At 72.5% G+C, this 20643-nt stretch carries 26 protein-coding genes and 1 riboswitch; of the genes, 13 read left to right on the top strand and 13 right to left on the bottom strand.

All coding sequences use genetic code 11. The features are described from left to right. Window positions 1-35: 35 nt before the first annotated feature. From OG470_RS36655 to OG470_RS36645, 3 genes are all read left to right on the top strand, one after another. The gene (locus OG470_RS36655; protein ID WP_328419316.1) at window positions 36-221 is read left to right on the top strand and encodes a hypothetical protein; all 186 of its coding nucleotides are present in this window, start codon (window positions 36-38) and stop codon (window positions 219-221) included. Window positions 222-408: 187 nt separating this feature from the next. Beyond that, a complete protein-coding gene (locus OG470_RS36650) occupies window positions 409-636 on the top strand; it encodes a thioredoxin reductase (RefSeq protein WP_328419314.1) in 228 nt (75 codons plus the stop codon). Next, a complete protein-coding gene (locus OG470_RS36645; protein WP_328419312.1) occupies window positions 633-1394 on the top strand; it encodes a pirin family protein in 762 nt (253 codons plus the stop codon). Before OG470_RS36650 ends, OG470_RS36645 begins: the two co-directional genes overlap by 4 nt. A 37-nt stretch (window positions 1395-1431) precedes the next feature. On the opposite strand, the gene gndA is transcribed toward OG470_RS36645, so the two are convergent. Continuing rightward, entirely contained in the window at window positions 1432-2874 is a 1443-nt protein-coding gene (gndA, locus tag OG470_RS36640; RefSeq protein ID WP_328419310.1) for an NADP-dependent phosphogluconate dehydrogenase, read from the bottom strand. A 103-nt stretch (window positions 2875-2977) separates the two neighbouring features. Next, window positions 2978-3274, bottom strand: coding sequence for an MTH1187 family thiamine-binding protein (locus OG470_RS36635; protein ID WP_328419308.1), 297 nt, complete (start codon window positions 3272-3274; stop codon window positions 2978-2980). Window positions 3275-3565: 291 nt separating this feature from the next. Here OG470_RS36635 and OG470_RS36630 point away from each other — a divergent pair, with 291 nt between their 5' ends. Next, window positions 3566-3970 carry a hypothetical protein gene (locus tag OG470_RS36630; protein ID WP_328419306.1) on the top strand — a complete coding sequence of 135 codons (405 nt, stop codon included), beginning with the start codon at window positions 3566-3568 and terminating at the stop codon, window positions 3968-3970. 54 nt (window positions 3971-4024) lie between these two features. Here OG470_RS36630 and OG470_RS36625 read toward each other — a convergent pair whose 3' ends face one another. The 3 genes from OG470_RS36625 to OG470_RS36615 all read right to left on the bottom strand — a co-directional run bounded on the left by OG470_RS36625 (window position 4025) and on the right by OG470_RS36615 (window position 6961). Next, entirely contained in the window at window positions 4025-4825 is an 801-nt protein-coding gene (locus OG470_RS36625) for an energy-coupling factor transporter transmembrane component T family protein (RefSeq protein ID WP_328419304.1), read from the bottom strand. Window positions 4826-4844: 19 nt separating this feature from the next. Next, window positions 4845-6260 carry an ABC transporter ATP-binding protein gene (locus OG470_RS36620; protein ID WP_328419302.1) on the bottom strand — a complete coding sequence of 472 codons (1416 nt, stop codon included), beginning with the start codon at window positions 6258-6260 and terminating at the stop codon, window positions 4845-4847. A gap of 110 nt (window positions 6261-6370) precedes the next feature. Beyond that, on the bottom strand, window positions 6371-6961 hold the full coding sequence (locus OG470_RS36615) for an ECF transporter S component (protein ID WP_328419300.1): 591 nt from the start codon (window positions 6959-6961) through the stop codon (window positions 6371-6373). Window positions 6962-7037: 76 nt separating this feature from the next. Beyond that, window positions 7038-7142: riboswitch (TPP riboswitch) on the bottom strand. Between the two features lie 105 nt (window positions 7143-7247). Here OG470_RS36615 and OG470_RS36610 point away from each other — a divergent pair. The 5 genes from OG470_RS36610 to OG470_RS36590 all read left to right on the top strand — a co-directional run bounded on the left by OG470_RS36610 (window position 7248) and on the right by OG470_RS36590 (window position 12413). Continuing rightward, the gene (locus OG470_RS36610; protein WP_328419298.1) at window positions 7248-8078 is read left to right on the top strand and encodes an alpha/beta fold hydrolase; all 831 of its coding nucleotides are present in this window, start codon (window positions 7248-7250) and stop codon (window positions 8076-8078) included. 28 nt (window positions 8079-8106) lie between these two features. Beyond that, entirely contained in the window at window positions 8107-8913 is an 807-nt protein-coding gene (locus OG470_RS36605; protein ID WP_328419296.1) for an aminoglycoside N(3)-acetyltransferase, read from the top strand. Beyond that, window positions 8910-9659, top strand: coding sequence for an SIS domain-containing protein (locus OG470_RS36600; protein WP_328419294.1), 750 nt, complete (start codon window positions 8910-8912; stop codon window positions 9657-9659). The genes OG470_RS36605 and OG470_RS36600 overlap by 4 nt, the downstream gene beginning before the upstream one ends. 126 nt (window positions 9660-9785) lie before the next feature. Further along, on the top strand, window positions 9786-10286 hold the full coding sequence (locus tag OG470_RS36595; RefSeq protein WP_328419292.1) for a DUF6328 family protein: 501 nt from the start codon (window positions 9786-9788) through the stop codon (window positions 10284-10286). A 120-nt stretch (window positions 10287-10406) separates the two neighbouring features. Next, window positions 10407-12413, top strand: a complete 2007-nt coding sequence (locus OG470_RS36590) for an acyl-CoA dehydrogenase family protein (protein WP_328419290.1) — start codon at window positions 10407-10409, stop codon at window positions 12411-12413. Between the two features lie 34 nt (window positions 12414-12447). On the opposite strand, the gene OG470_RS36585 is transcribed toward OG470_RS36590, so the two are convergent. The 8 genes from OG470_RS36585 to OG470_RS36550 all read right to left on the bottom strand — a co-directional run bounded on the left by OG470_RS36585 (window position 12448) and on the right by OG470_RS36550 (window position 16974). Continuing rightward, window positions 12448-12615, bottom strand: a complete 168-nt coding sequence (locus OG470_RS36585; RefSeq protein WP_328419288.1) for a hypothetical protein — start codon at window positions 12613-12615, stop codon at window positions 12448-12450. Window positions 12616-12637: 22 nt separating this feature from the next. After that, on the bottom strand, window positions 12638-13246 hold the full coding sequence (locus OG470_RS36580; RefSeq protein WP_328419286.1) for a hypothetical protein: 609 nt from the start codon (window positions 13244-13246) through the stop codon (window positions 12638-12640). A 100-nt stretch (window positions 13247-13346) separates the two neighbouring features. After that, complete coding sequence (locus tag OG470_RS36575) at window positions 13347-13745, bottom strand: Fur family transcriptional regulator (protein WP_328419284.1); 399 nt, start codon at window positions 13743-13745, stop codon at window positions 13347-13349. After that, complete coding sequence (locus OG470_RS36570; RefSeq protein WP_282257156.1) at window positions 13742-14041, bottom strand: ArsR/SmtB family transcription factor; 300 nt, start codon at window positions 14039-14041, stop codon at window positions 13742-13744. The genes OG470_RS36575 and OG470_RS36570 overlap by 4 nt, the downstream gene beginning before the upstream one ends. 43 nt (window positions 14042-14084) lie before the next feature. Next, window positions 14085-14951 carry a metal ABC transporter permease gene (locus OG470_RS36565; RefSeq protein WP_328419280.1) on the bottom strand — a complete coding sequence of 289 codons (867 nt, stop codon included), beginning with the start codon at window positions 14949-14951 and terminating at the stop codon, window positions 14085-14087. A 2-nt stretch (window positions 14952-14953) separates the two neighbouring features. Beyond that, window positions 14954-15715, bottom strand: a complete 762-nt coding sequence (locus OG470_RS36560; RefSeq protein WP_328419278.1) for a metal ABC transporter ATP-binding protein — start codon at window positions 15713-15715, stop codon at window positions 14954-14956. Next, on the bottom strand, window positions 15712-16662 hold the full coding sequence (locus OG470_RS36555) for a metal ABC transporter substrate-binding protein (protein ID WP_328419276.1): 951 nt from the start codon (window positions 16660-16662) through the stop codon (window positions 15712-15714). Before OG470_RS36555 ends, OG470_RS36560 begins: the two co-directional genes overlap by 4 nt. Before the next feature lie 54 nt (window positions 16663-16716). Continuing rightward, the gene (locus OG470_RS36550; RefSeq protein WP_328419274.1) at window positions 16717-16974 is read right to left on the bottom strand and encodes a hypothetical protein; all 258 of its coding nucleotides are present in this window, start codon (window positions 16972-16974) and stop codon (window positions 16717-16719) included. 29 nt (window positions 16975-17003) lie between these two features. Here OG470_RS36550 and OG470_RS36545 point away from each other — a divergent pair, with 29 nt between their 5' ends. The 4 genes from OG470_RS36545 (at window position 17004) to dusB (ending at window position 20580) form a co-directional block, all read left to right on the top strand. After that, the gene (locus OG470_RS36545; RefSeq protein ID WP_328419273.1) at window positions 17004-17345 is read left to right on the top strand and encodes an antibiotic biosynthesis monooxygenase; all 342 of its coding nucleotides are present in this window, start codon (window positions 17004-17006) and stop codon (window positions 17343-17345) included. Between the two features lie 24 nt (window positions 17346-17369). Beyond that, window positions 17370-17849, top strand: a complete 480-nt coding sequence (locus tag OG470_RS36540; protein WP_328419272.1) for a hypothetical protein — start codon at window positions 17370-17372, stop codon at window positions 17847-17849. A gap of 114 nt (window positions 17850-17963) precedes the next feature. Further along, window positions 17964-19343, top strand: coding sequence for a glycine--tRNA ligase (locus tag OG470_RS36535; RefSeq protein ID WP_328419271.1), 1380 nt, complete (start codon window positions 17964-17966; stop codon window positions 19341-19343). Between the two features lie 64 nt (window positions 19344-19407). Then, window positions 19408-20580 carry a tRNA dihydrouridine synthase DusB gene (gene dusB / locus OG470_RS36530; protein ID WP_328419269.1) on the top strand — a complete coding sequence of 391 codons (1173 nt, stop codon included), beginning with the start codon at window positions 19408-19410 and terminating at the stop codon, window positions 20578-20580. The last annotated feature ends 63 nt before the right edge of the window (window positions 20581-20643 follow it).

The following is a 20643-nucleotide window of genomic DNA, read 5'->3' as shown; positions in this document are numbered from 1 at the left end:
GTGATGTCAGGAGCCACTGACGGAGGTGAACCCACATGATCCAGAAGCGCATTGCACAGTGGGCGGTGATGGCGATCGCGGTGCCACTGGCCGCGGCCGGTGCCCGCCGCCTCAGCCACACCCTGGAGGCCCGACGTGGTCCCTCCGGGGCGAGTCGGCTGCTGACCAAGGGTGCCGACCTGATCCGCCCCCAGAAGGCCAAGCGTCGCCGATTCTGGTAACCCTGTGATCCTCGGCGCCGCCCCCACATCTTCGGGGGCGGCGCCGCTCCGTGTCCGCACCCGTCGGGTCGGCGGTGGCGGCGACCCGACCGGGGCGGTCGCCCCGGGAGGGAGTCGTTTCGGGGTGCTGCGGGTTGGTGGCGGGTAGGGTCCGAAGGTGGCGGGACCGAGGCGGTCGGAGGTGGACATGCGGGATCTCCGGTACAAGATGATCATGGCGTTGAACGCGGCCGACCTGGGCGACCCGATCTGCGAGCAGGTGGCCGAGATCTGCTCGGAGATCGCCGAGCAGCACTGCGCCGAGTTCGGCCACACGCCGCAGCTGCGCAGCGGCGAGATCGCCGAGCTGGCCACTGGGGACCCGGCCCTGACCTGGGCGCCGTCGTCTTCCGACACCGGGCAGCGTGCCTGGTGACCGCGCCCGCCCCATCGGTCGACGTACACCGGGCCGAGGACCGCTTCGCCACCAGGATCTCCTGGCTGGACTCGAAGCACTCCTTCTCGTTCTCCCGGCACTACGACCCGGCCAACACCCACCACGGTCTGCTACTGGTCAACAACGACGACGTGGTCCGCCCCGGTGCCGGCTTCGAGACCCACCCGCACGAGGACATGGAGATCGTCACCTGGGTGCTGCGCGGCTCCCTGGTGCACCAGGACTCCACCGGCCACTCCGGGGTGATCTACCCGGGGCTGGCCCAGCGGATGAGCGCCGGCACCGGCATCCTGCACTCGGAGAAGAACGACGCCTGGCGACTCAACAACCAGGCGCCACACAGCGACCCGGTGCACTTCGTGCAGATGTGGGTGCTCCCCGACGAGCAGGGCGTCGACCCCGGCTACGAGCAGTTGGAGATCGAGGACGAACTGCTGCGTGGCGGCCTGGTCCCGATCGCCTCCGGAATGGACCGCTACGACGGGGCGTCCGCGATCCGGATCCGCAACCGGTACGCCACCCTGCACGCCGCCCGGCTCGGCCCCGGCGACGAGGTCACTATCCCGGATGCGCCCTTCGTGCACCTGTACGTGCCCAACGGCACGGTGACCCTGGAGGGCAGCGGCCCCCTCGGCACCGGCGACGCGGCCCGACTCACCGCGACCGGCGGCCGTCGGGTCACCGCGGACGAGCCGGCCGAGATCCTCGTCTGGGAGATGCACGCGACCATCGCCTGACCCCGCTCCGAGACGGGGAGAGGCCAGGCGCACGCCGTCAGGCGGGGGATTCGGTGCGCTCTCCCGCCCAGGTGGTGTGGAACGAGCCCTCGCGGTCGACGCGCTGGTAGGTGTGCGCACCGAAGTTGTCCCGCAGGCCCTGGATCAACGCGGCGGGCAGCCGCTCGGCGCGCAGCGCGTCGAAGTACGCCAGCGACGACGAGAACGCCGGCGTCGGCACTCCGGCCCGGACCGCGTCGGCCACCACCCGCCGCCAGCTCGGCACGCCGGCACCGACCGCGTCGGCGAAGTACGGCGCCACCAGCAACGTCGGCAGGTCGGGCTGCTCGTCGTACGCCTCGCGGATCCGGTTCAGGAAGCGGGCCCGGATGATGCAGCCGCCCCGCCAGATGGTCGCCGTGCCGCCGAGGTCGATGTTCCAGTCGTACTCCTGGCTGCCGGCGCGGATGTGGTCGAAGCCCTGCGCGTACGCGACGATCTTCGAGGCGAGCAGCGCGCGGCGGACATCCTCGATGAACGCCTCCCGGTCGGCCGCCTGCCACTTCTCACCGGCGTCCGGGAACGCCCGGCGGGCCGCCTCGCGCTGGTCGACGTGCCCGGAGAGCGAGCGGGCGAAGGTCGCCTCCGCGATCCCGGTGATCGGGATGCCCAGGTCCAGCGCGCTCTGCACGGTCCACCGCCCGGTGCCCTTCTGCTCGGCCCGGTCCTGCACCACGTCCACGAAGGGCCGGCCGGTGGCGGAATCGTGGTGAGCCAGCACGTCGGCGGTGATCTCGATGAGGAAGGACTCCAGCTCGCCGCTGTTCCAGTCGCGGAAGATCTCCGCGATCTGCGCCGGCTCCGCGTCCAGGCCAGCCCGGAGCAGGTCGTACGCCTCGGCGATGAGCTGCATGTCGGCGTACTCGATGCCGTTGTGCACCATCTTGACGAAGTGCCCGGCGCCGTCCGGCCCGATGTGCATGCAGCACGGGACGCCGTCCACGTGCGCGGCGATCTTCTCGAACATCGGCCCGAGCTTGGCGTACGACTCGGCGGAGCCGCCCGGCATGATGCTCGGCCCGAGCAGCGCGCCCTCCTCGCCGCCGGAGACACCGGTGCCGCTGAAGTGCAGCCCTCGCGCCCGGAGCGACTCCTCCCGGCGACGCGTGTCGGCGAAGCGGGCGTTACCGCAGTCGACGATGATGTCGCCCTCATCCAGCAGCGGCACCAGCTCGTCGATCACCGCGTCGGTGGGCGCACCCGCCTTGACCATCACGATCACCGCGCGGGGTCGTTCCAGCGACGCCACGAAGTCGGTCATCGACTCGCCGGGCACGAACGTGCCCTCGTCGCCGTGCTCGGCGATCAGGCTGCGGGTGCGCGCAGGCGTTCGGTTGTGCACCGCCACGGTGAAGCCGTTGCGGGCCAGGTTGCGGGCCAGATTGCGGCCCATCACCGCCAGCCCGGTCACACCGATCTGCGCCGTCGCCTGCTCAGCCATCCGTGCCGCCACCTCTCACCGTCGCACTGCCGTGCTGCGACCGTATCGCGGTGCGTGGGAGTGCGGGCGTCGTCGTCGACAGCCGGTCACCGGCCGGTAGCGCTCAGCCCTGGGCCAACCGATCCTCCACGTGGGCCACCTTCGCGGTGAGCGCGTCGGTCACTCCCGGCCGGATGTCGGCCTTGAGCACCACACTCACCCGGGGCGCCTGCGCGGCCACCACGTCGACCGCCCGCTTCACCACCGCCATCACCTCGTCCCACTCGCCCTCGACGGTGGTGAACATGGCATCCGTCCGGTTGGGCAGGCCGGACTCGCGGACCACCCGCACCGCCTCGGCCACCAGGTCACCGACGGACTCACCGACACCGAGCGGGGTAATCGAGAACGCGATCAGCATGGTGCCGATCGTGCCAGGAAAACCGGATGCGCCGGTGCCCGCCAACGGGATAGCGTCTGGGCATGCGCATCTGACGCCCCACTCTCCGAGCCGGTCCGCCGCCCCGCGCAGCGGTCCGTGCGCTCCCGGGCGTCCCGCATCCCCACCCGCCGTGCGGCGGTGCTGGCCCTGCTCGACCCCGGTGAGCAGTCCCTTCCCCGTTCGACCGTCACGCTGCGACGGTCACCAGCCGAACCGACCGACCGCCGGAGCGCGGGACCGGCCGTGTCGATCGGCCCGAAGGAGGCCCGGATGCCAGCCAGGCGCAACCCGAAGAAGTCCCGTACCCCCGCACCGACGCCGCCCGGCACCGACCCGGCGGCCGGCCGTGGCTCGCTGCCGCTACCGCTGACCCGTCCCGACCTCCCACCGGTCGAGCCGGCCCTACCGGCCATGCTGGTCGGGTCGGCGCTGCCGACCGCGCCGGCGGGGCCGGTCGACCTGTTGCCGCTGGCCGACGTGCCGACGGCAACCGAGGTGCCGGCAGGGATCGAGGTGCCGCCGGTGGTCAACGTGCCGGCGGTGGTCGACCTGCCGGCGGCCGAACGGCCAGCGGCACCGACGGCCGGACCGCCGCAGGGCGGCGGCCCCCGCTCCGCTGGCGGCCGTAGCCAACGCGCCGGCCAACCCCGCCGCTACGCCTTCCGCCGCAGCTGAACCAACCCTTGTCGGCCCCGCCCCGCCCTCAGCTCTGCTGTGGGTGGGGTGGGGTCAGCCGATCAGGGGGCGGAAGGTTCCCAGGAGGATGCTGGTCGTCAGGGCGGTGCCGGCCAGCACCGCTGCGGCGACGATCAGCAGGGTGTCGGCGCGGGTGAAGGGCTGACGGCGGGCCACGGTACGCGGCGTGCCGGCGTCGAAGCCGCGCGCGTCCATCGCCACGGCCAGCCGGGTGCCCCGGCGGATCGCACCGACCAACAGCGCGAACGCCGTGGAGGTGAACAGCCGCAGCTTCGCCACCGGGTTGCGCCCGGCGTCGACGCCACGCGCCCGCCGGGCCATGCTGATCATCTGCCACTCCTGACCGAGCAGCGGCACCAGCCGGAACGCGGCCAGCGCCCCGATGGCGAACCGGGCCGGCGCCTTCGCGTTCTGGATCAGCGCGTCGGCCAGGTCGGTGGGGTCGGTGGTGGCGAAGACGATCACGCCGGGCAGGGCCACCGCGAGCACCCGCAGCACCAGGCCGAGCGCGGTGAGCAGCACTCCGGTGGTCACCAGCACCGGTCCCGCGTCCAGCAGGACCCGGCCGGACCGGTCGGCGGCGAACAGCACCAGGGTGATCAGGATGCCGGCGGCACTGACCAGCAGCGGCCACGCTCGCCGGGCCAGCACCCGGTAGCGGATGCCGAACAGCGGCAGCACGGCGAGTTCGACCGCGATGGCGATCGCCGGGGCCACCGGGTCCAGGGTGGCCAGCAGGATGAACGAGAAGAGCAGTGCGGCGGCCACCTTCGCCACCGGGTTGCGGCGGGCCAGCGGCGCACCGGGCGCGGCGACCGGCTCGATGCTGATCATCGGTTGTCGTCCCCGCTGGTCACGATCGCTCCAGGGTGACGGTGCGGTCGGCGAGCGCGGCGACGAAGTCCGCGTCGTGGGTGACCGTGACGACGCCGTGCCCGGCGTCGCGCAGGTCGGCGAAGAGGTCGACCAACTCCCGCCAGGTGCGTCGGTCCTGGCCGAAGGTGGGTTCGTCGCAGATCAGCAGACGGGGCGCGGTGGCCAGGGCGGTCGCCACGCTCAGCCGCCGCGCCTCGCCACCGGAGAGGGTGTACGGGTTGGCAGCGGCGAGCCGGGTCAGCCGCAGCCGGTCCAGCAGCCCGGCCACGGTCTCCTTGACGGCCGCCTCGGGTTGGCCGGTCCGGCGCGGGCCGAGCGCCAACTCGTCGAAGACCGTGCTGGTGACGAACTGGTGCTCCGGATCCTGGAAGACCGACCCGATCCGGCGGGCCAGCGCGGGTGCCCGCCACCGGTGCGGGGGAGTGCGCTGATCCGGCCCGGCCAGCTCGGCGGACGCGGTGACCCGGCCGGCGCCCGGCCGGAGCAGCCCGCCGAGCAGCAGTGCCAGCGTCGACTTGCCGGCGCCGTTGGGCCCGCGTACGGCGAGCGCCTCGCCGGCGCGTACCGCCAGGTCGGTGGGGCCCAGCCGGGGCGGCAGGCCGATCCGGTCGGCGGTGAGCAACAGCTCGCCGGGGGCGGCGGTCGCCGGCCGGGGCGCGATGGGGTGACCCGGCACCCAGACACCCTCGGCGGCGAGGGCGTCGCCGTGCGCGGCGAAGACCGCCGCCGGCGGGCCGTCCGCGCGGACCCCGCCGCCGGGCTCCAGGACGACGACCCGGTCGACCAGCGGCAGCGCCTCGGTGACCCGGTGCTCCACCAGGATCAGCGTGGTGTCCGCGTCCAGCGCGCCGGCCACCGCCCGCCGGACCAGGTCGGCGCCGGCCGGGTCGAGGTTGGCGGTCGGCTCGTCGAGCAGGAGCAGGCCGGGTCGCAGCGCCAGCGCGCCGGCCAGGGCGAGGCGTTGCTGCTCGCCGCCGGAGAGCGCGGCGGTGTTCCGGTCCCGGGAGTACGGGAAGCCGACCCGATGCAGGGCCTCGTCCACCCGGGGCCAGATCTCGTCGGCCGGCACGCCCCGGTTCTCCAACCCGAACGCGACGTCGTCGCCGCATCGGGCCATCACCAACTGGGTCTCCGGGTCCTGGAAGACGATGCCGACCCGTTCCCGCCCCTTGCGCGGGTCGAGCCCGTCGATCTCGACCGTGCCCTCCTGCTCGCCGGAGTCCTCGGGTAGCAGCCCGGCCAGTGCGCTGAGCAGGGTGCTCTTGCCGGCCCCCGAGGGCCCGAGCAGCAGCACCCGCTCCCCAACCTCGACCCGCAGGTCCACCCCACGCACCGCCCAGGCGAGGCGCCCGGCGTGCCGCCAGCCGAACCCCCGCAACTGCACCCCGCTCACCGCACCCACACCCCCACTCAGCGTCCGATCCACCCTGCCCGGTCGATCATGAGGTTGGCGGGTGTTTCGAAGATCAATCCGCCGGTCAACCTCATGATCGACACGGATGGTCAGATGGCGGGGCGGTCGCGGGCTACCGGGAAGCGGTCGAGGACGCCGGTGTTGGCCAGGGCGCGGGTGAGCAGCCAACCGCCGGCGCCGGCGAGCACCGTGGCGCTGACGATGGTGAGCAGTGCGTACGGGATGCGGTAGTCGGTGAGCGCGTAGTCGACGTTCCAGACGAAGAAGTCGAACAGGGCGGCGCTGAGCCCGGTCAGCGCGCCGGCCAGTACCGCGGTGGGCAGCCGGAACGACCGGTACCGGAAGGCGGCGAAGGCCAACTCGGCGCCGATTCCCTGCACGATGCCCTGCGGGATGACCGTGCCGGCCCACTGGCTGCCGAGCAGCGCGGAGAGGACCGCGGCCACCGTCTCGCAGTAGAGCGCGGCGCCGGGCTTGCGGATGACCAGGCCGCCGAGCACGGCCGGCATCAGCCAGACCCCGTAGAGCAGGGTCTGCGCCGGCGGGAAGAAGGCGAAGGCGCCCTCGGTGGCACTCCAGACCAGGCCCCAGGCCCAGAAGATGACGCCGAAGGCGACCGCGATCACCGAGGCGACCACGATGTCGATGGTGCGCCAGCGGTTGGTGTCGGTGTGGTTCATGTGGATGCTCCCAGTCCTGAATGCGAACCAGGAGAAGACGCACGCCGCAGCCCGGTTGGCACCGGACGGCGGCGCGGCTGGAGGTCGACCGAACTCCCTGCGCTGGCATTACCCAGATCAGGTTCGAGGGTCTGCGGGCGTGCCCGCACTCTCAGCGCTGTGCGCTCCCCTGTCGGATGTGAAGTTGTCTCGCTGACGCTAGCACCGACCGGGGGTGCCGGCCCAGCAGGACGTCCGCCACCTCGGCGGCCGGCCCGCACCACGCCGGCTGGGTAGGCTGACGATCATGCGGGTCGACGCGCGAGGTCTCACGTTCGAGGTACGCACCGGTGGCCCATCGGGCGGTGCACCCGTCGTGCTTTTGCACGGCTTCCCCCAGCACTCCGGTGAGTGGGACGAGGTCGTCCCGGCGCTGCACGCCGCCGGGCTGCGCACGTACGCGCTGGACCAGCGGGGCTACTCGCCGGGCGCCCGGCCGGCGGCGGTCGCCGAGTACCGGATCCCCGAGTTGGTCGCCGACGTGGTGGCGGTGCTCGACGCTCTCGGTCTGGACGCCGTTCACCTGGTCGGCCACGACTGGGGCGCCGTCGTGGCGTGGGCGATGGCCGCCGAGCACCCCGAGCGGGTCCACACGCTGACCGCGGTGTCCGTGCCCCATCCGGCGGCCATGGCACACGCGCTCGCCAACGACGGCCAGCAGAAGGCCCGCTCGTCGTACATCGCGCTGTTCCGCAAGCCGGAAAAGGCGGAGAAGGTGCTGCTGGCGTGGAACGCGACCGCGCTGCGCAAGCTGCTCGGCGGGGTGGGCGACGCGACCCGGGTGGCCCGCTACGCGGACCCGATGCGCGAGCCGGGAGCGCTCACCGCCGCCCTGAACTGGTACCGGGCGATGTCGCGCGCCGACCTGGCCGACGTCGGCCCGGTCGCGGTGCCCACCACGTACCTGTGGAGCGACCGGGACATCGCCATCGGCCGGACCGCCGCGGAGGCGTGCGCCGCGAACGTGACCGGGGATTACCGCTTCGTACAACTGCCCGGGGTGAGTCACTGGATTCCGGACGCCGCGCCGGGCCCGCTGGCCGAGGCGATCCTGGCCCGGGTCGCCGGCGCGGCCTGAACCGCGCCGGGCAGCGAGGAGGACCACTGTGACGACGGACGCCGGCACGCCGGGCACCCGGCGGTCGCTCGCCGCGCAACTGCGCCTGCTGGGCGTACGCCCCGGCGCAACGCTGCTGGTGCACGCCGCGCTGCGCCCGCTGGGCTTCGTCTGCGGCGGGCCGCAGGCGGTGGTGCTCGCCCTGCGCGACGCCCTCGGCCCGGACGGCACCCTCGTGGTGCCCACCCACACTCCCGACAACAGCGACCCCGCGCAGTGGCGCAACCCGCCGGTGCCGGCGGACTGGTGGCCGCTGATCCGCGCCGAGATGCCGGGCTTCGACCCGGCGGTCACCCCGAGCCGGTACATGGGTGTGCTCGCCGAGACGGTCCGTGGCTGGCCGGGCGCACTGCGCAGCTCGCATCCGCAGGTGTCGTTCGCCGCGCTCGGGCCGGCCGCCGATCAGGTGGTGGCCGGGCACGACCGGGCCGACATGCTCGGCGAGGGCTCCCCGCTGGCCCGGCTCCACGATCTGGACGCCGACGTGTTGCTGCTCGGCGTGGACCATGACGTGAACACCTCACTGCACCTCGCCGAGTACCGCCGACCGTCCCCGCCCAGGGAGCGGCTGGGCGGGGCGGTGCGTACCGCCGATGGTGGCCGCGAATGGGTGTGGTGGCAGGACGTACGGCTCGACGAGACCGACTTCGGCGCGTTGGGCCGGGACCTGGAGGCCACCGGGGCGGTCCGCATCGGACCGGTCGGCACCGGGACCGGCAGGTTGATGCGCCAGCGGGCGGCGGTCGACTTCGCGGTGCACTGGCTGGCCCGCAACCGGACGATGGAGGATGCATGAGCGTGAGTGCCGAGGACTACCTGGCCGTGGTGACCGAGACGATCGGCCGGGTGGCCGCCAGCCAGCGGGCGGCGGTGGAGCAGGCCGCCGACCTGATCGCCGACGCGGTGCGCGCCGACGGGGTGGTGCACGCGTTCGGCACCGGGCACTCGGAGGCGCTGGCCATGGAGATCGCCGGCCGGGCCGGTGGCCTGGTGCCGACCAACCGGATCGCGTTGCGTGATCTGGTGCTGCTCGGCGGGGAGCCGGCCGAGCGGCTCGGCCCGCTGCTGGAACGGGACCCGGCGGTGGCGCACCGGCTCTACGAGCTTGCCCCGGTGCGGCCCGCCGACGTCTTCGTGCTCGCCTCGAACTCCGGGGTCAACGGCGCGATGGTGGAGTTCGCCACGTTGGTCAAGCAGCGCGGGCACGGGCTGGTGGCGATCACCTCCGCACAACATTCCGGTGGGATGGCCTCCCGGCACCCGTCCGGGCGCAAGCTGGCCGACCTCGCCGACGTGGTGCTCGACAACGGCGCACCGTACGGCGACGCGACGCTGCCGCTGCCCGGCGGTGGCGCGGTCGGCGCGGTCTCCTCGATCACCGCGGCTCTGCTGGCCCAGCAGATCACCGTGGAGGTGGTGGCCCGGTTGCTGGCGGCGGGGGAGCGGCCCCCGGTCTACCTGTCGGCGAACATCCCGGACGGCGACGCGCACAACGCGGAGTTGGAGGCCCGGTACGCGGGCCGGATCCGGCGCGGCTCCTGAGCCCGCTCGGGCAGGGCAGGTGACCGACTGGTGTCGTGAACCTGTTTCGTGCTCGGCCGGGTGGGGCATTGGCGTTGCTGCCGGCGGCCAGGATCGCCGGCAGTACCGTCGCACCGGAGGTAGCACGTGTCAAAGGAGACCGACAAGCAGCGTTGGCAGCGCAACTTCGCCGACCTGTTGCAGGAGTTGCGGGTCGCCCAGACCGGCGTGCAGATCCTCTTCGCCTTCCTGCTCACCCTGCCGTTCAGCAACGGCTTCACCCAGACCAGCGAGTTTCAGCGGGACGTCTACATCGTCGCGCTGCTCGCGGCGGCCGCCGCCACCGCGATGATCATCTCCCCGGTGGCGTTCCACCGGGCGCTGTTCCGGCAGGGCCGCAAGCCGGAGCTGGTCCGTTTCGCCCACCGGATGGCCACCGGCGGCCTCGCCTTCATGCTGATCGCGATGGTCAGCGCGGTGCTGCTGATCACCGACTTCGTGCTGGACCGGCCGATCGCCTTCGTGCTCAGCGCGCTGACCGGGCTCTGGTTCCTCACCTTCTGGATGCTCCTGCCGTTCGCCCGCCGCAACTGGGGCGAGGACGACATCGACGATGACGACGACGACCCGCGGGCTCTGGCCGACTGACGCCGCCGGGCGAGGCCGAACTCGATCTTCACGGAGCGCTACCCCTGGGTAACAACCGGGGGTAGCGTGACGGTAGTCGCGCATGTCGACGCAGCCGCACCGAGCTTCGAGGGGGCAGCCGTGACCACGACGCAGAACAGCCGACCTGCACCGGACGGCCCCGACTCCGGCGCCACCCCCAGCACCCAGGGCGGCGCGGCGCCGCTGCCGGCAGAGGCCGGGCAGGTCTCCGAGAAGGAGGCTCGGCAGGTCGCCGAGGCCGCCCGGGAGTCCGTCTGGGACCGGCCCAGCTTCGGCAAGGAGTTGTTCCTCGGCCGGTTCCGGCTCGACCTGATCGATCCGTGGCCCCGTTCCGACCCAGCCGATGTGGCCCGCGCGGAGGATTTCCTCGGCCGGTTCCGCGCCTTCCTGACGTCCGAGGTGGACGGTGCCGCCATCGAGCGGGACGGGTCCATTCCGGACGCGGTGTTCCACGGTCTGGCCGACCTCGGTGCGTTCGGCATGAAGATCGACCGCTCGTACGGCGGTCTCGGGCTGAGCAACCTGCACTACTGCCGGGCGTTGATGCTGGCCGGCTCGGTCAGCCCGGCGATCGGCGCGCTGCTCTCGGCGCACCAGTCGATCGGGGTGCCGCAGCCGCTGAAGATGTTCGGCACCGCCGAGCAGAAGCAGCGCTTCCTGCCCCGGCTCGCCGCTGGCGAGGTCTCCGCGTTCCTGCTCACCGAGCCGGACGTCGGCTCCGACCCGGCCCGGCTGGCCACCATCGCCGAGCCGACCGAGGACGGCACCGGTTACCGGCTCAACGGGGTGAAGCTGTGGGCCACCAACGGCATCGTGGCCACCCTGCTGGTGGTGATGGCCCGGGTGCCGGCCGCCGAGGGTCGGCGCGGTGGCATCACGGCGTTCGTGGTGGACGGCGACAGCACGGGCATCACGGTGGAGCGGCGCAACGAGTTCATCGGCCTGCGCGGCCTGGAAAACAGTCTCACCCGGTTCCACGACGTGTTCGTGCCGGCCGAGAACGTCATCGGCGGTGAGGGCAAGGGGCTGAAGATCGCCCTGACCACGCTGAACACCGGCCGGCTCTCACTGCCGGCGATGTGCGTGGGCGCCGGCAAGTGGGCGCTGAACGTGGCCCGGGACTGGGCTGCCGACCGGGTCCAGTGGGGTCGGCCGGTGGGCGAGCACGAGGCGGTCGCGCAGAAGCTCTCCTTCATCGCCGCCACCACGTACGGCATGGAGACGATGCTCGACCTGTGCTGCCTGCTCGCCGACGACGACCGTAACGACATCCGGATCGAGGCGGCGCTGGTCAAGCTGTACGCCAGCGAGATGGCCTGGAAGATCGCCGACGAGCTGGTCCAGATCCGGGGTGGGCGCGGCTACGAGACGGCCGACTCGCTGGCCGCCCGCGGCGAACGCCCGGCCGCCGTCGAGCAGATGCTGCGCGACCTGCGGATCAACCGGATCTTCGAGGGCTCCACCGAGATCATGCATCTGCTGATCGCCCGGGAGGCGGTCGACGCCCACCTGTCGGTGGCCGGCGACATCATCGACCCGGAGGCGGGGCTCGGCCGCAAGGCCCGGGCCGGCGCCCGAGCCGGGGCCTTCTACGCGAAGTGGCTGCCCACCCTGGCCGTCGGCCGGGGGCAGAACCCGTCGGCGTACGCCGAGTTCGGGCCGCTGGCCGCGCACCTGCGGCAGGTGGAGCGGTCGTCGCGCAAGCTGGCCCGGTCGACGTTCTACGCGATGTCCCGCTGGCAGGGAAAGATGGAGCGCAAGCAGGCGTTCCTCGGCCGGGTGGTGGACATCGGCGCGGAGCTGTTCGCGATGTCGGCGGTCTGCGTCCGGGCCGTCGCCGAGCGGGACAGCCGACCGGAGAACGTCGAGCTGGCCGACCTGTTCTGCCGGCAGGCCCGGGTCCGGGTGGACGCGCTGTTCAGCGCCCTCTGGGACAACACCGACTCGGTCGACACCGCCGCCGCGAAGCGGATCCTCGCCGGCCGCTACGCGGGCCTGGAGGAGGGGGTCATCACCCCGTCCGACGAGCTGCCCTGGGTGGCCGGCTGGTCGCCCGGCCCGTCCACCGCGCAGGACGTTCGCCGCCGCATCCCGCCCAAGCCGTGACCGGTGCCGCCCGGCGTGCCGTCGCGCCGGGCGGTCAGCGGGAGACCGCCCAGGCCAGCACCGCCGCCAGGATCAGGCCGTTGAGCCCCGCCAGGGCCAGGTACGCCGCAGGCGGGATCTTTTTGCCCCGGCGGACGAAGGAGACCAGGACCGCGGCGTAGCCGAGCAGCAGGACGGCGATGACGATCAGGAAGTAGAACACGCCGACGACCTTAGCGGGCCAGTCAGCGACTCCTGGCGCGCAGGCCGAGTTGGCGCAGCTCCAGCGCGGCCAGCGCGTCGACCGTGTCGTCGTCGCCGCGCCGCCACGCCTCGGCCACGTCCGGCGCTATCCGGGTCAGCCGGCCCAGCGGCTGGGTGGCCAACGCGCGCAGGGCGAGCAGGTCCCGCCCGGCCGGGCCGGAGGCCAGTTGTGCGGCCGAGGAGGCCCTGCGCATCCAGCGGACCCGCAGCGGCAGCCAACCGAACAGCACCAGGCCGAGCGGGAAGATCAGCACCGCGATGGCGAGCGCGAGGGCGAGCTGGTCGACCAGGTGCTGCTGGTCGCGGCCAGCGTCGGCGAGGGACCGGGCGGCGTCGGCGGCCCGCTGGAAGGGCGCGGTCAGCTCGTCGCCGACCAGCGGCACCCGGCCGACCTTGCCGCCGGCCTCGCCCAAATTGTCGGCGAGCCCGCTGCCGGCGCCCTCCAACTTCTGTCCGGGTACGGCGAGCTTCTGCACCAGGTCGTGCAGCCAGAGCGCGCCGCGGATCGCGACGTACACCCACGCGACGACGAGCAGGTCGGTGAACAACTGGCGGGCGGCGGTCGGAAAGCGATCGGCGTAGATCTTCACGCCGGACAGCGTGCCACGAACGGCCCGGCCCGGCACCCGTCGGATCAACCGCCGGGACGGCCACGACCCGAGCGGCCCCGACGCGGCCGGGGCGACGCTGTCAGTGCACGCAGGTCGGGCAGGTGCCGAAGATCTCCAGGGTGTGGCTGACGTCGGCGTACCCGTGCTGAGCCGCGACCCGGTCGGCCCAGCTCTCCACGGCCGGGCCGGCCACCTCGACGGTGCTCCCACAGGCCCGGCAGACCAGGTGGTGGTGGTGCCCCTCGCTGCACCGGCGGTAGAGATGCTCGCCGCCCGGTGGACGCATCACGTCGATCTCACCCGCGTCGGCCAGCCCCTGCAGGGTGCGGTAGACCGTCGTCAGGCCGACCCGCTCGCCGCGCTGCCGGAGCATCGCGTGCAGATCCTGGGCACTGTGGAAGCCCTCCATCTCGCCCAGCAGGGCGCTCACCGCCGAACGCTGCCGGGTGTTGCGCACCGCTGTGCTGCTCTCGCTCATGATCCCTCCCCGGCGTGGCTGACCGCGTCCGCCACGATGTGCGCCACATGCTCGTCGACCAGGCTGTACGCAATCTCCCGACCTCGGCGGGAACCCCGCACGACGCCCGCGCCGCGAAGCACGCGCAGGTGCTGGGAGACCAGCGGTTGGGCGGCGCCGAGCTTCTCCACCAGCTCGTGCACGCACCGCTCGCCGTCGGCGAGCTCGCTGACGATGGCCAGCCGGATGGGCGCCGACAGGGCGCGGAGCAACTCGCTGGCCCCATCGAACCCCTCGTAGCCTGTTGCGCTGGTCATCCTGCAACGGTAACCAATATCGCGGACATTCCGCTGATCCGGCTCAGCGGAGCACGACCTCGTGCGGTTCCGGGGCCAGCGCGGCGGTCGGGGTCGCCCGGCGGCGCACCGCCCGCCAGACCCCGCCGGCCACGGCCACCACCAGGAAGGAGGCGATCGCCACCAGCACCACCGAGGCGCCCGGCGCGGTGTCCGCCGTCGCCGCCACCCAGACGCCGGAGCCGGCGGCGAAGAACCCGAGCGCCATGGCGGCGGTCATCGTGCTGCGGAAGCCCCGGGTGACCTGCTGGGCGGTGGCCACCGGAACCACCATCAGCGCGCTGATCAGCAGCACCCCGACGGCCCGCATCGCGATGGTCACGGTGATCGCGGTGGTGACCGCGATCAGCAGGTTGAGGGTGCGCACCGGCAGGCCGGAGACCCGGGCGTACTCCTCGTCGTGACTGACCGCGAAGAGCGCCGGCCGCAACGCGATCATGGTGACGAGGATCGCCGCGCCGAGCACCCCGATAGTGATCAGGTCGGCGGACGAGATGGTGGTCAGCGACCCGAACAGGTAGGCGTTGAGGTTGGCGCTGGTGGCATCGGAGAGGCCGACCAGCAGCACACCGCCGGCGATGCCGCCGTAGAAGAGCAGGGCCAGGGCCAGATCACCGGAGGTGCGCCCGCGGGCGCGGACCAGCTCGATGGCGATCGCGCCGGCGGTGGCGACGATCACCGCCACCAGCACCGGCGAGCGGTTGAGCAGCAGGCCCGCGCCGACGCCGGTCAACGCCACGTGCCCGATGCCGTCGCCGATCAGCGTGAGCCGGCGCTGCACCAGGTAGATGCCGAGCGCCGGCGCGGCCAGGCCGATCACCAGGGCGGCGATCAGGGCGCGCTGCATGTACGGGTACTGGAAGAGTTCCATGGTCAGTTGCTCCACAGCCCGGCGGGCTCGTCGGGACCGTGCGGGTGCACGTGGTCGTGGTCGGGCTCCGCGTGATGGCCGGCCGGGTCCGGCACGGCGCCGTCGTGACAGATCCCGCCCTGGTGGACGACGACCGCCCGGCTGATCACCGGTCGCAGCGGGCCCAACTCGTGGGCCACCAGCAGCACCGTGCCGCCGTCGGCCACGAAGCCGCGCAGCGCGGCGGCGAACGCCTCCTGGCTGGCCGCGTCCACCCCGGCGGTGGGCTCGTCGAGGACCAGCAGTTCCGGTTGGCCGGCCAGCGCGCGGGCGATCAGGGTGCGCTGCTGCTGGCCGCCGGAGAGGGTGGACACCGGGTCGGCGGCCCGGTCGGCGAGCCCGACCGCGTGCAGCGCGGCGTCGACGGCGGCCCGGTCGGTCGCACCCGGCGGACGGAGGATCCCCCGGCGGGCCAGCCGGCCGGAGGCCACCACCTCGCGGACGGTGGCCGGCACGCCGCCGCCCGCGCCCAGCCGCTGCGGGACGTACCCGATGCGTTTCCACTGCCGGAAGCGGCGCAACGGCCGGTCGAAGAGGGTGATCGAGCCGGCGCTGAGCGGCACCAGCCCGAGCACGGCGCGGATCAGCGTGGACTTGCCGGAGCCGTTGGCCCCGAGCACCGCGACCACCTCCCCGGCGGTCACGGTGAGCGAGACGTCCCGGAGCACGGGGCGGCCGTCGTAGCCGACGACCCCGTGCTCGACGGTGATGACGGGTGCGCTCACGAGCAGCTCAACGCCGTCCGCAGGGTCTGCAGGTTGGTACGCATCACCGAAAGGTAGTCCGCGCCGCTGCCGGCGGCGAGCCCTTCGATCGGGTCCAGCACGGCGGTCTTCGCGCCGACCTGACCAGCGATGGTCTCGGCGACCTTCGGGCTGACCAGCGTCTCGAAGAAGATCGTGGTGGCCTGGTGCTCCTTCGCCTCCTCGATCACCTGCGCGAGCCGCTGCGGCGAGGGCTCGACGTCCGGGGTCAGCCCGGTGATGCCGACCTGGTCGAGCTTGTACCGGTCGGCCAGGTAGCCGAACGCGGTGTGGCTGGTCACGATCTCCCGCCGCTGGCAGGTCTGCAATCCCTGGTTGAACTCGCCGTCCAGGGCCGTCAGGTCGGCGCGCAGCGCCGCGGAGCGGGCGGTGTAGTCGGCGGCGTGGTCCGGGTCGGCCTTGCCGAGCCGCTGGGCGAGCTGGTCGCCGATGCCGGCCAGCCGGGTCGGGTCGAGCCAGACGTGCGGGTCCTTGCCGCCGCCGTGCTCCTCCTCGCCGTGCTCCTCCTCGCCCTCGTGGTTGTGCCCCCCGGCGGTCGCGTCCAGCAGCGGCTGCACGCTGGTCACGTCGAACGCCCGGTCGCCACCGCTCTGCGCGATGGCGTCGTCCACCGCCGGCTGGAAACCCTTCAGGTAGACGATCAGCTCCGCCTCACTGACCTGGCCGACCTGGCTCGGGCTGAGCTCCAGGTCGTGCGGCTCGGCGCCGGGCTTGGCGAGGTTGGTGACCCGGACCGCGTCGCCGCCGATCCGCTCGGCGAGGAACTGGAGTGGGTAGAACGCGGCCACCACGTCGACCCGTTGGGGATCGGCGCCGGCGGCACCGCCGGTGGAACAGCCGGCCCCGGCGCTCAGGGCGAGCACAGCGGTGGCGGCGGCCAGGACACGGGACGTGGTGCGGTTGGTCATGCCGCCAACTGTCCGTCGTAACGATAATGATTGTCAAAAACGCATGAGTGCATGTCAGAGCAGCTTCGCCAGACCCACCGTGACCAGCAGGGTCAGCATCAGCAGCCGGATCAGCCGCGTTTGCGGGGCCTGAACCGGCCAGGTGGTGACCATCAGGGCGATCAGCCCGGCGGCGAGCGCGAGCGTCAGCAGCCCGCCGATCACGCCGGGGGTGAAGAACGCGACCAGCACCACCACCAGGGTGAGCAGGAACACCGACGTCGGGTTCGCCCCGGCCAACCGGGCGAGCAGAGGGCGCTGCGTACGCTGCATCCCACAGACTCTACGAGGAGGAACCCCCGGTGCTGGTGACCAACCGGTTCGTGGTCGACGTCGATGTCGCCGACGACTTCACCGAACGGGCGCACGCCGCCCTCACCGCGCTGGCCGCCCGGCCCGGCTACCTGCGCGGTCAACTGGTCCGGGCGCTGGACGACCCCCGGTACTGGTCCCTGGTCACCGAGTGGGAGTCGGTCGGCACCTACCGGCGGGCGCTGGGTGCCTTCGAGGTCAAGGTGAGCGCCGTGCCGTTACTCGCCGAGTCCGTTGACGAGCCGTCCGCGTACGAGGCGCTGGCCAGTGCGGCGCCCGGTGGGGCCGTGGTCATCGCCGAGAGTGATCGGGCTGCTGGTCCTTACCGCTGAGCCGTCTGGCACTACCCTGCTCCTATGACCGCACCCGCCCCGCCACCCGGTCCCGGGGTGGCTCCGCCGTTCGCCGCGCCGCCCACCGAGGGCCGCCGGACCCGGCTCTGGATCGGCCTCGGCGTCGGCGCGCTCGCCGTGCTGCTCTGCTGCGGCGGGGGTGGCACGGCCGTGGTCGGCCTCGCCGTCAGCGGTGTGCAGGCGATCCGCGAACAGGGTCGCACCGTGACCGGCGACTACTACCAGGCGCTGGTCGAGCGGAACTACGGGCGGGCCTACGACCAGCTCTGCGACGACGCGCAGCGGCGCGAGTCCCGCCCCGAGTTCGAGCGGCGGGCGGCCGCCGAGCCGCAGGTCGCCGCGTTCCGGGTGGGTGAGGTGGACACCACCAACCTGACCGTTCCGGTGGATGTGACGCTCGACGGCGGCGACCGGGAACAGCAGCAGGTGAGCCTGGGCCAGGACGGTCAGACCGGCGGCATGGAGGTCTGCGGGGTGAGCTGACCCGCCCCCGGTATTCTCCTGGGCTCGGGGCGATGGTGGTCGTACCGTTGTCCCGAACCGACCGTTCCATCCACATCTCGCCCCCGCCGACCGCCAGCCGGCGTAGGAGGAAACATGCCAGCCGACCGTATCGACGCCGTCGTCAGCCTCGCCAAGCGCCGAGGCTTCGTCTTCCCCTCCAGCGAGATCTACGGAGGCACCCGATCGGCGTGGGACTACGGTCCGCTCGGCGTGGAGCTGAAGGAGAACGTCCGCCGACAGTGGTGGAAGACCATGGTCCAGCAGCGCGACGACGTGGTCGGCCTCGACTCCGCGGTGATCCTGGCCCGCAAGGTGTGGGAGGCGTCCGGCCACATCGCCGAGTTCGTCGACCCGCTCACCGAGTGCCAGTTCTGCCACAAGCGGTTCCGGGCTGACCACCTCGAGGAGGCGTACGCCGAGAAGCACGGCAAGCCGCTGACCTCGCTCGCCGAGCTGAACTGCCCCAACTGCGGCAACAAGGGCACCTTCACCGAGCCGAAGATGTTCAACGGCCTGATGAAGACCTACCTGGGCCCGGTGGAGAGCGACGAAGGGCTGCACTACCTGCGCCCGGAGACCGCGCAGGGCATCTTCGTCAACTACAAGAACGTCGAGACGGTCGCCCGCAAGAAGCCGCCGTTCGGCATCGCGCAGACCGGCAAGTCGTTCCGCAACGAGATCACCCCGGGTAACTTCATCTTCCGGACCCGCGAGTTCGAGCAGATGGAGATGGAGTTCTTCGTCGAGCCGGGCACCGACGAGCAGTGGCACGAGTACTGGCTCCAGGAGCGCTGGAACTGGTACCTCGACCTGGGCCTGTCGGCCGACAACCTGCGCCTGTACGAGCACCCCAAGGAGAAGCTCTCCCACTACTCGAAGCGGACGGTGGATATTGAGTACCGCTTCCAGTTCGGCGGCACCGAGTTCGCCGAGCTGGAGGGCGTGGCCAACCGCACCGACTTCGACCTCTCCACGCACAGCAAGCACTCCGGCGTCGACCTGTCCTACTTCGATCAGACCAAGAGCGAGCGCTGGATGCCGTACGTCATCGAGCCGGCCGCTGGTCTGACCCGCGCGGTGCTCGCCTTCCTGCTGGAGGCGTACGACGAGGACGAGGCGCCGAACACCAAGGGCGGCGTGGACAAGCGCACCGTGATGCGGTTCGACCCGCGGTTGGCCCCGGTCAAGGTGGCGGTGCTGCCGCTGTCCCGCAACGAGGCGCTGTCGCCGAAGGCGAAGGATCTCGCCGCGCTGCTGCGCAAGCGCTGGGTGGTGGAGTTCGATGACTCGCAGGCGATCGGCCGCCGGTACCGCCGGCAGGACGAGATCGGCACGCCGTTCTGTGTGACGGTCGACTTCGACACCCTGGACGACAACGCCGTGACGGTCCGCAACCGGGACACCATGGCCCAGGAGCGGATCTCCCTGGACCAGGTCGAGCGTTACCTGATCGAGCGCCTCCCCGGCTGCTGAGACGGTGGTTACGGGGCCTCGGCCGACGCGGAAAGCGCCGGCCGGGGCCCCGTACACTTGTCCGGTGACCGCCTCGACCGTCCCTGCGCTGCGCCCGTTGACTCTCGGGCGGTACCAGGTGTGGCCGCCGGTGGTGCTCGCGCCGATGGCCGGGATCACCAACGTCGGATTCCGCCGGCTCTGCCGGGAGCAGGGCGGCGGCATCTACGTCTGCGAGATGATCACCACCCGGGCGCTGGTCGAGCGGAACCCGAAGACGCTGCACATGATCGCGTTCGGTGCGGACGAGCAGCCGCGAAGCCTCCAGCTCTACGGCACCGACCCGGAGATCACCGCCGCCGCCGTGCGGATCGTGGTCGAGCGCAACCTGGCCGATCACATCGACCTCAACTTCGGCTGCCCGGTGCCCAAGGTGACCCGCCGGGGTGGCGGCGCGGCGCTCCCGTGGCGGCGCCGGCTCTTCGCCCGGCTGGTGAAGGCCGCGGTGGACGCCGCGACACCGGCCGGCGTGCCGGTCACCGTGAAGATGCGCAAGGGCATCGACGACGACCATCTGACGTACGTCGAGGCCGGGCTCGCCGCGCAGGACGCCGGGGTGGCCGCGGTCGCCCTGCACGGCCGGACGGCCGGGCAGCGCTACTCGGGCACCGCCGACTGGGATGCGATAGCCACCCTCAAGCAGGCCCTGGACGTGCCGGTGCTCGGCAACGGCGACATCTGGGAGGCCGACGACGCTCTGCGGATGGTCGCCCACACCGGGGTCGACGGCGTGGTGGTCGGGCGCGGCTGCCTGGGCCGCCCGTGGCTCTTCGCTGACCTGGAGGCCGCCTTCAACGGCCGGCCGGAGCGGCGGCTGCCCACCCTCGGCGAGGTGGCGGTGACCATGCGCCGGCACGCCGAGCTGCTGGTCGACCAGTTCGTCGCGGGCGCGCGCAACCCAGCCCGGGGCGAGCGGGACGGCTGCACCGACTTTCGCAAGCACGTCGCCTGGTACCTCAAGGGTTTTCCGGTCGGCGGCGAGCTGCGCCGCTCGCTGGCGATGATCGAGAGCCTGGCTCAGCTCGACGATCTGCTTGGCAAGCTCGACCCGGCGGAGCCGTTCCCGGTGGCAGCCCTGGGCCAGCCGCGCGGGCGGACAAACTCCCCGGGCAAGGTCTTCCTGCCGGACGGCTGGCTGGCCAGCCGGGACGACGACGTCGTACCCGAGGGCGCGGAGATGGACGACTCCGGCGGCTGACCGAACGACGACGAAGGGCCGGACCCCGGTCGGGGTCCGGCCCTTCGCGTTGGTTGCTGGGTG

It is taken from the genome of Micromonospora sp. NBC_00389, assembly GCF_036059255.1.
In the GTDB taxonomy this organism is placed as follows: Bacteria; Actinomycetota; Actinomycetes; order Mycobacteriales; family Micromonosporaceae; genus Micromonospora.
Note: the sequence above shows the minus strand (reverse complement) of the source record. Positions and strands in the feature narration are given on the sequence as shown.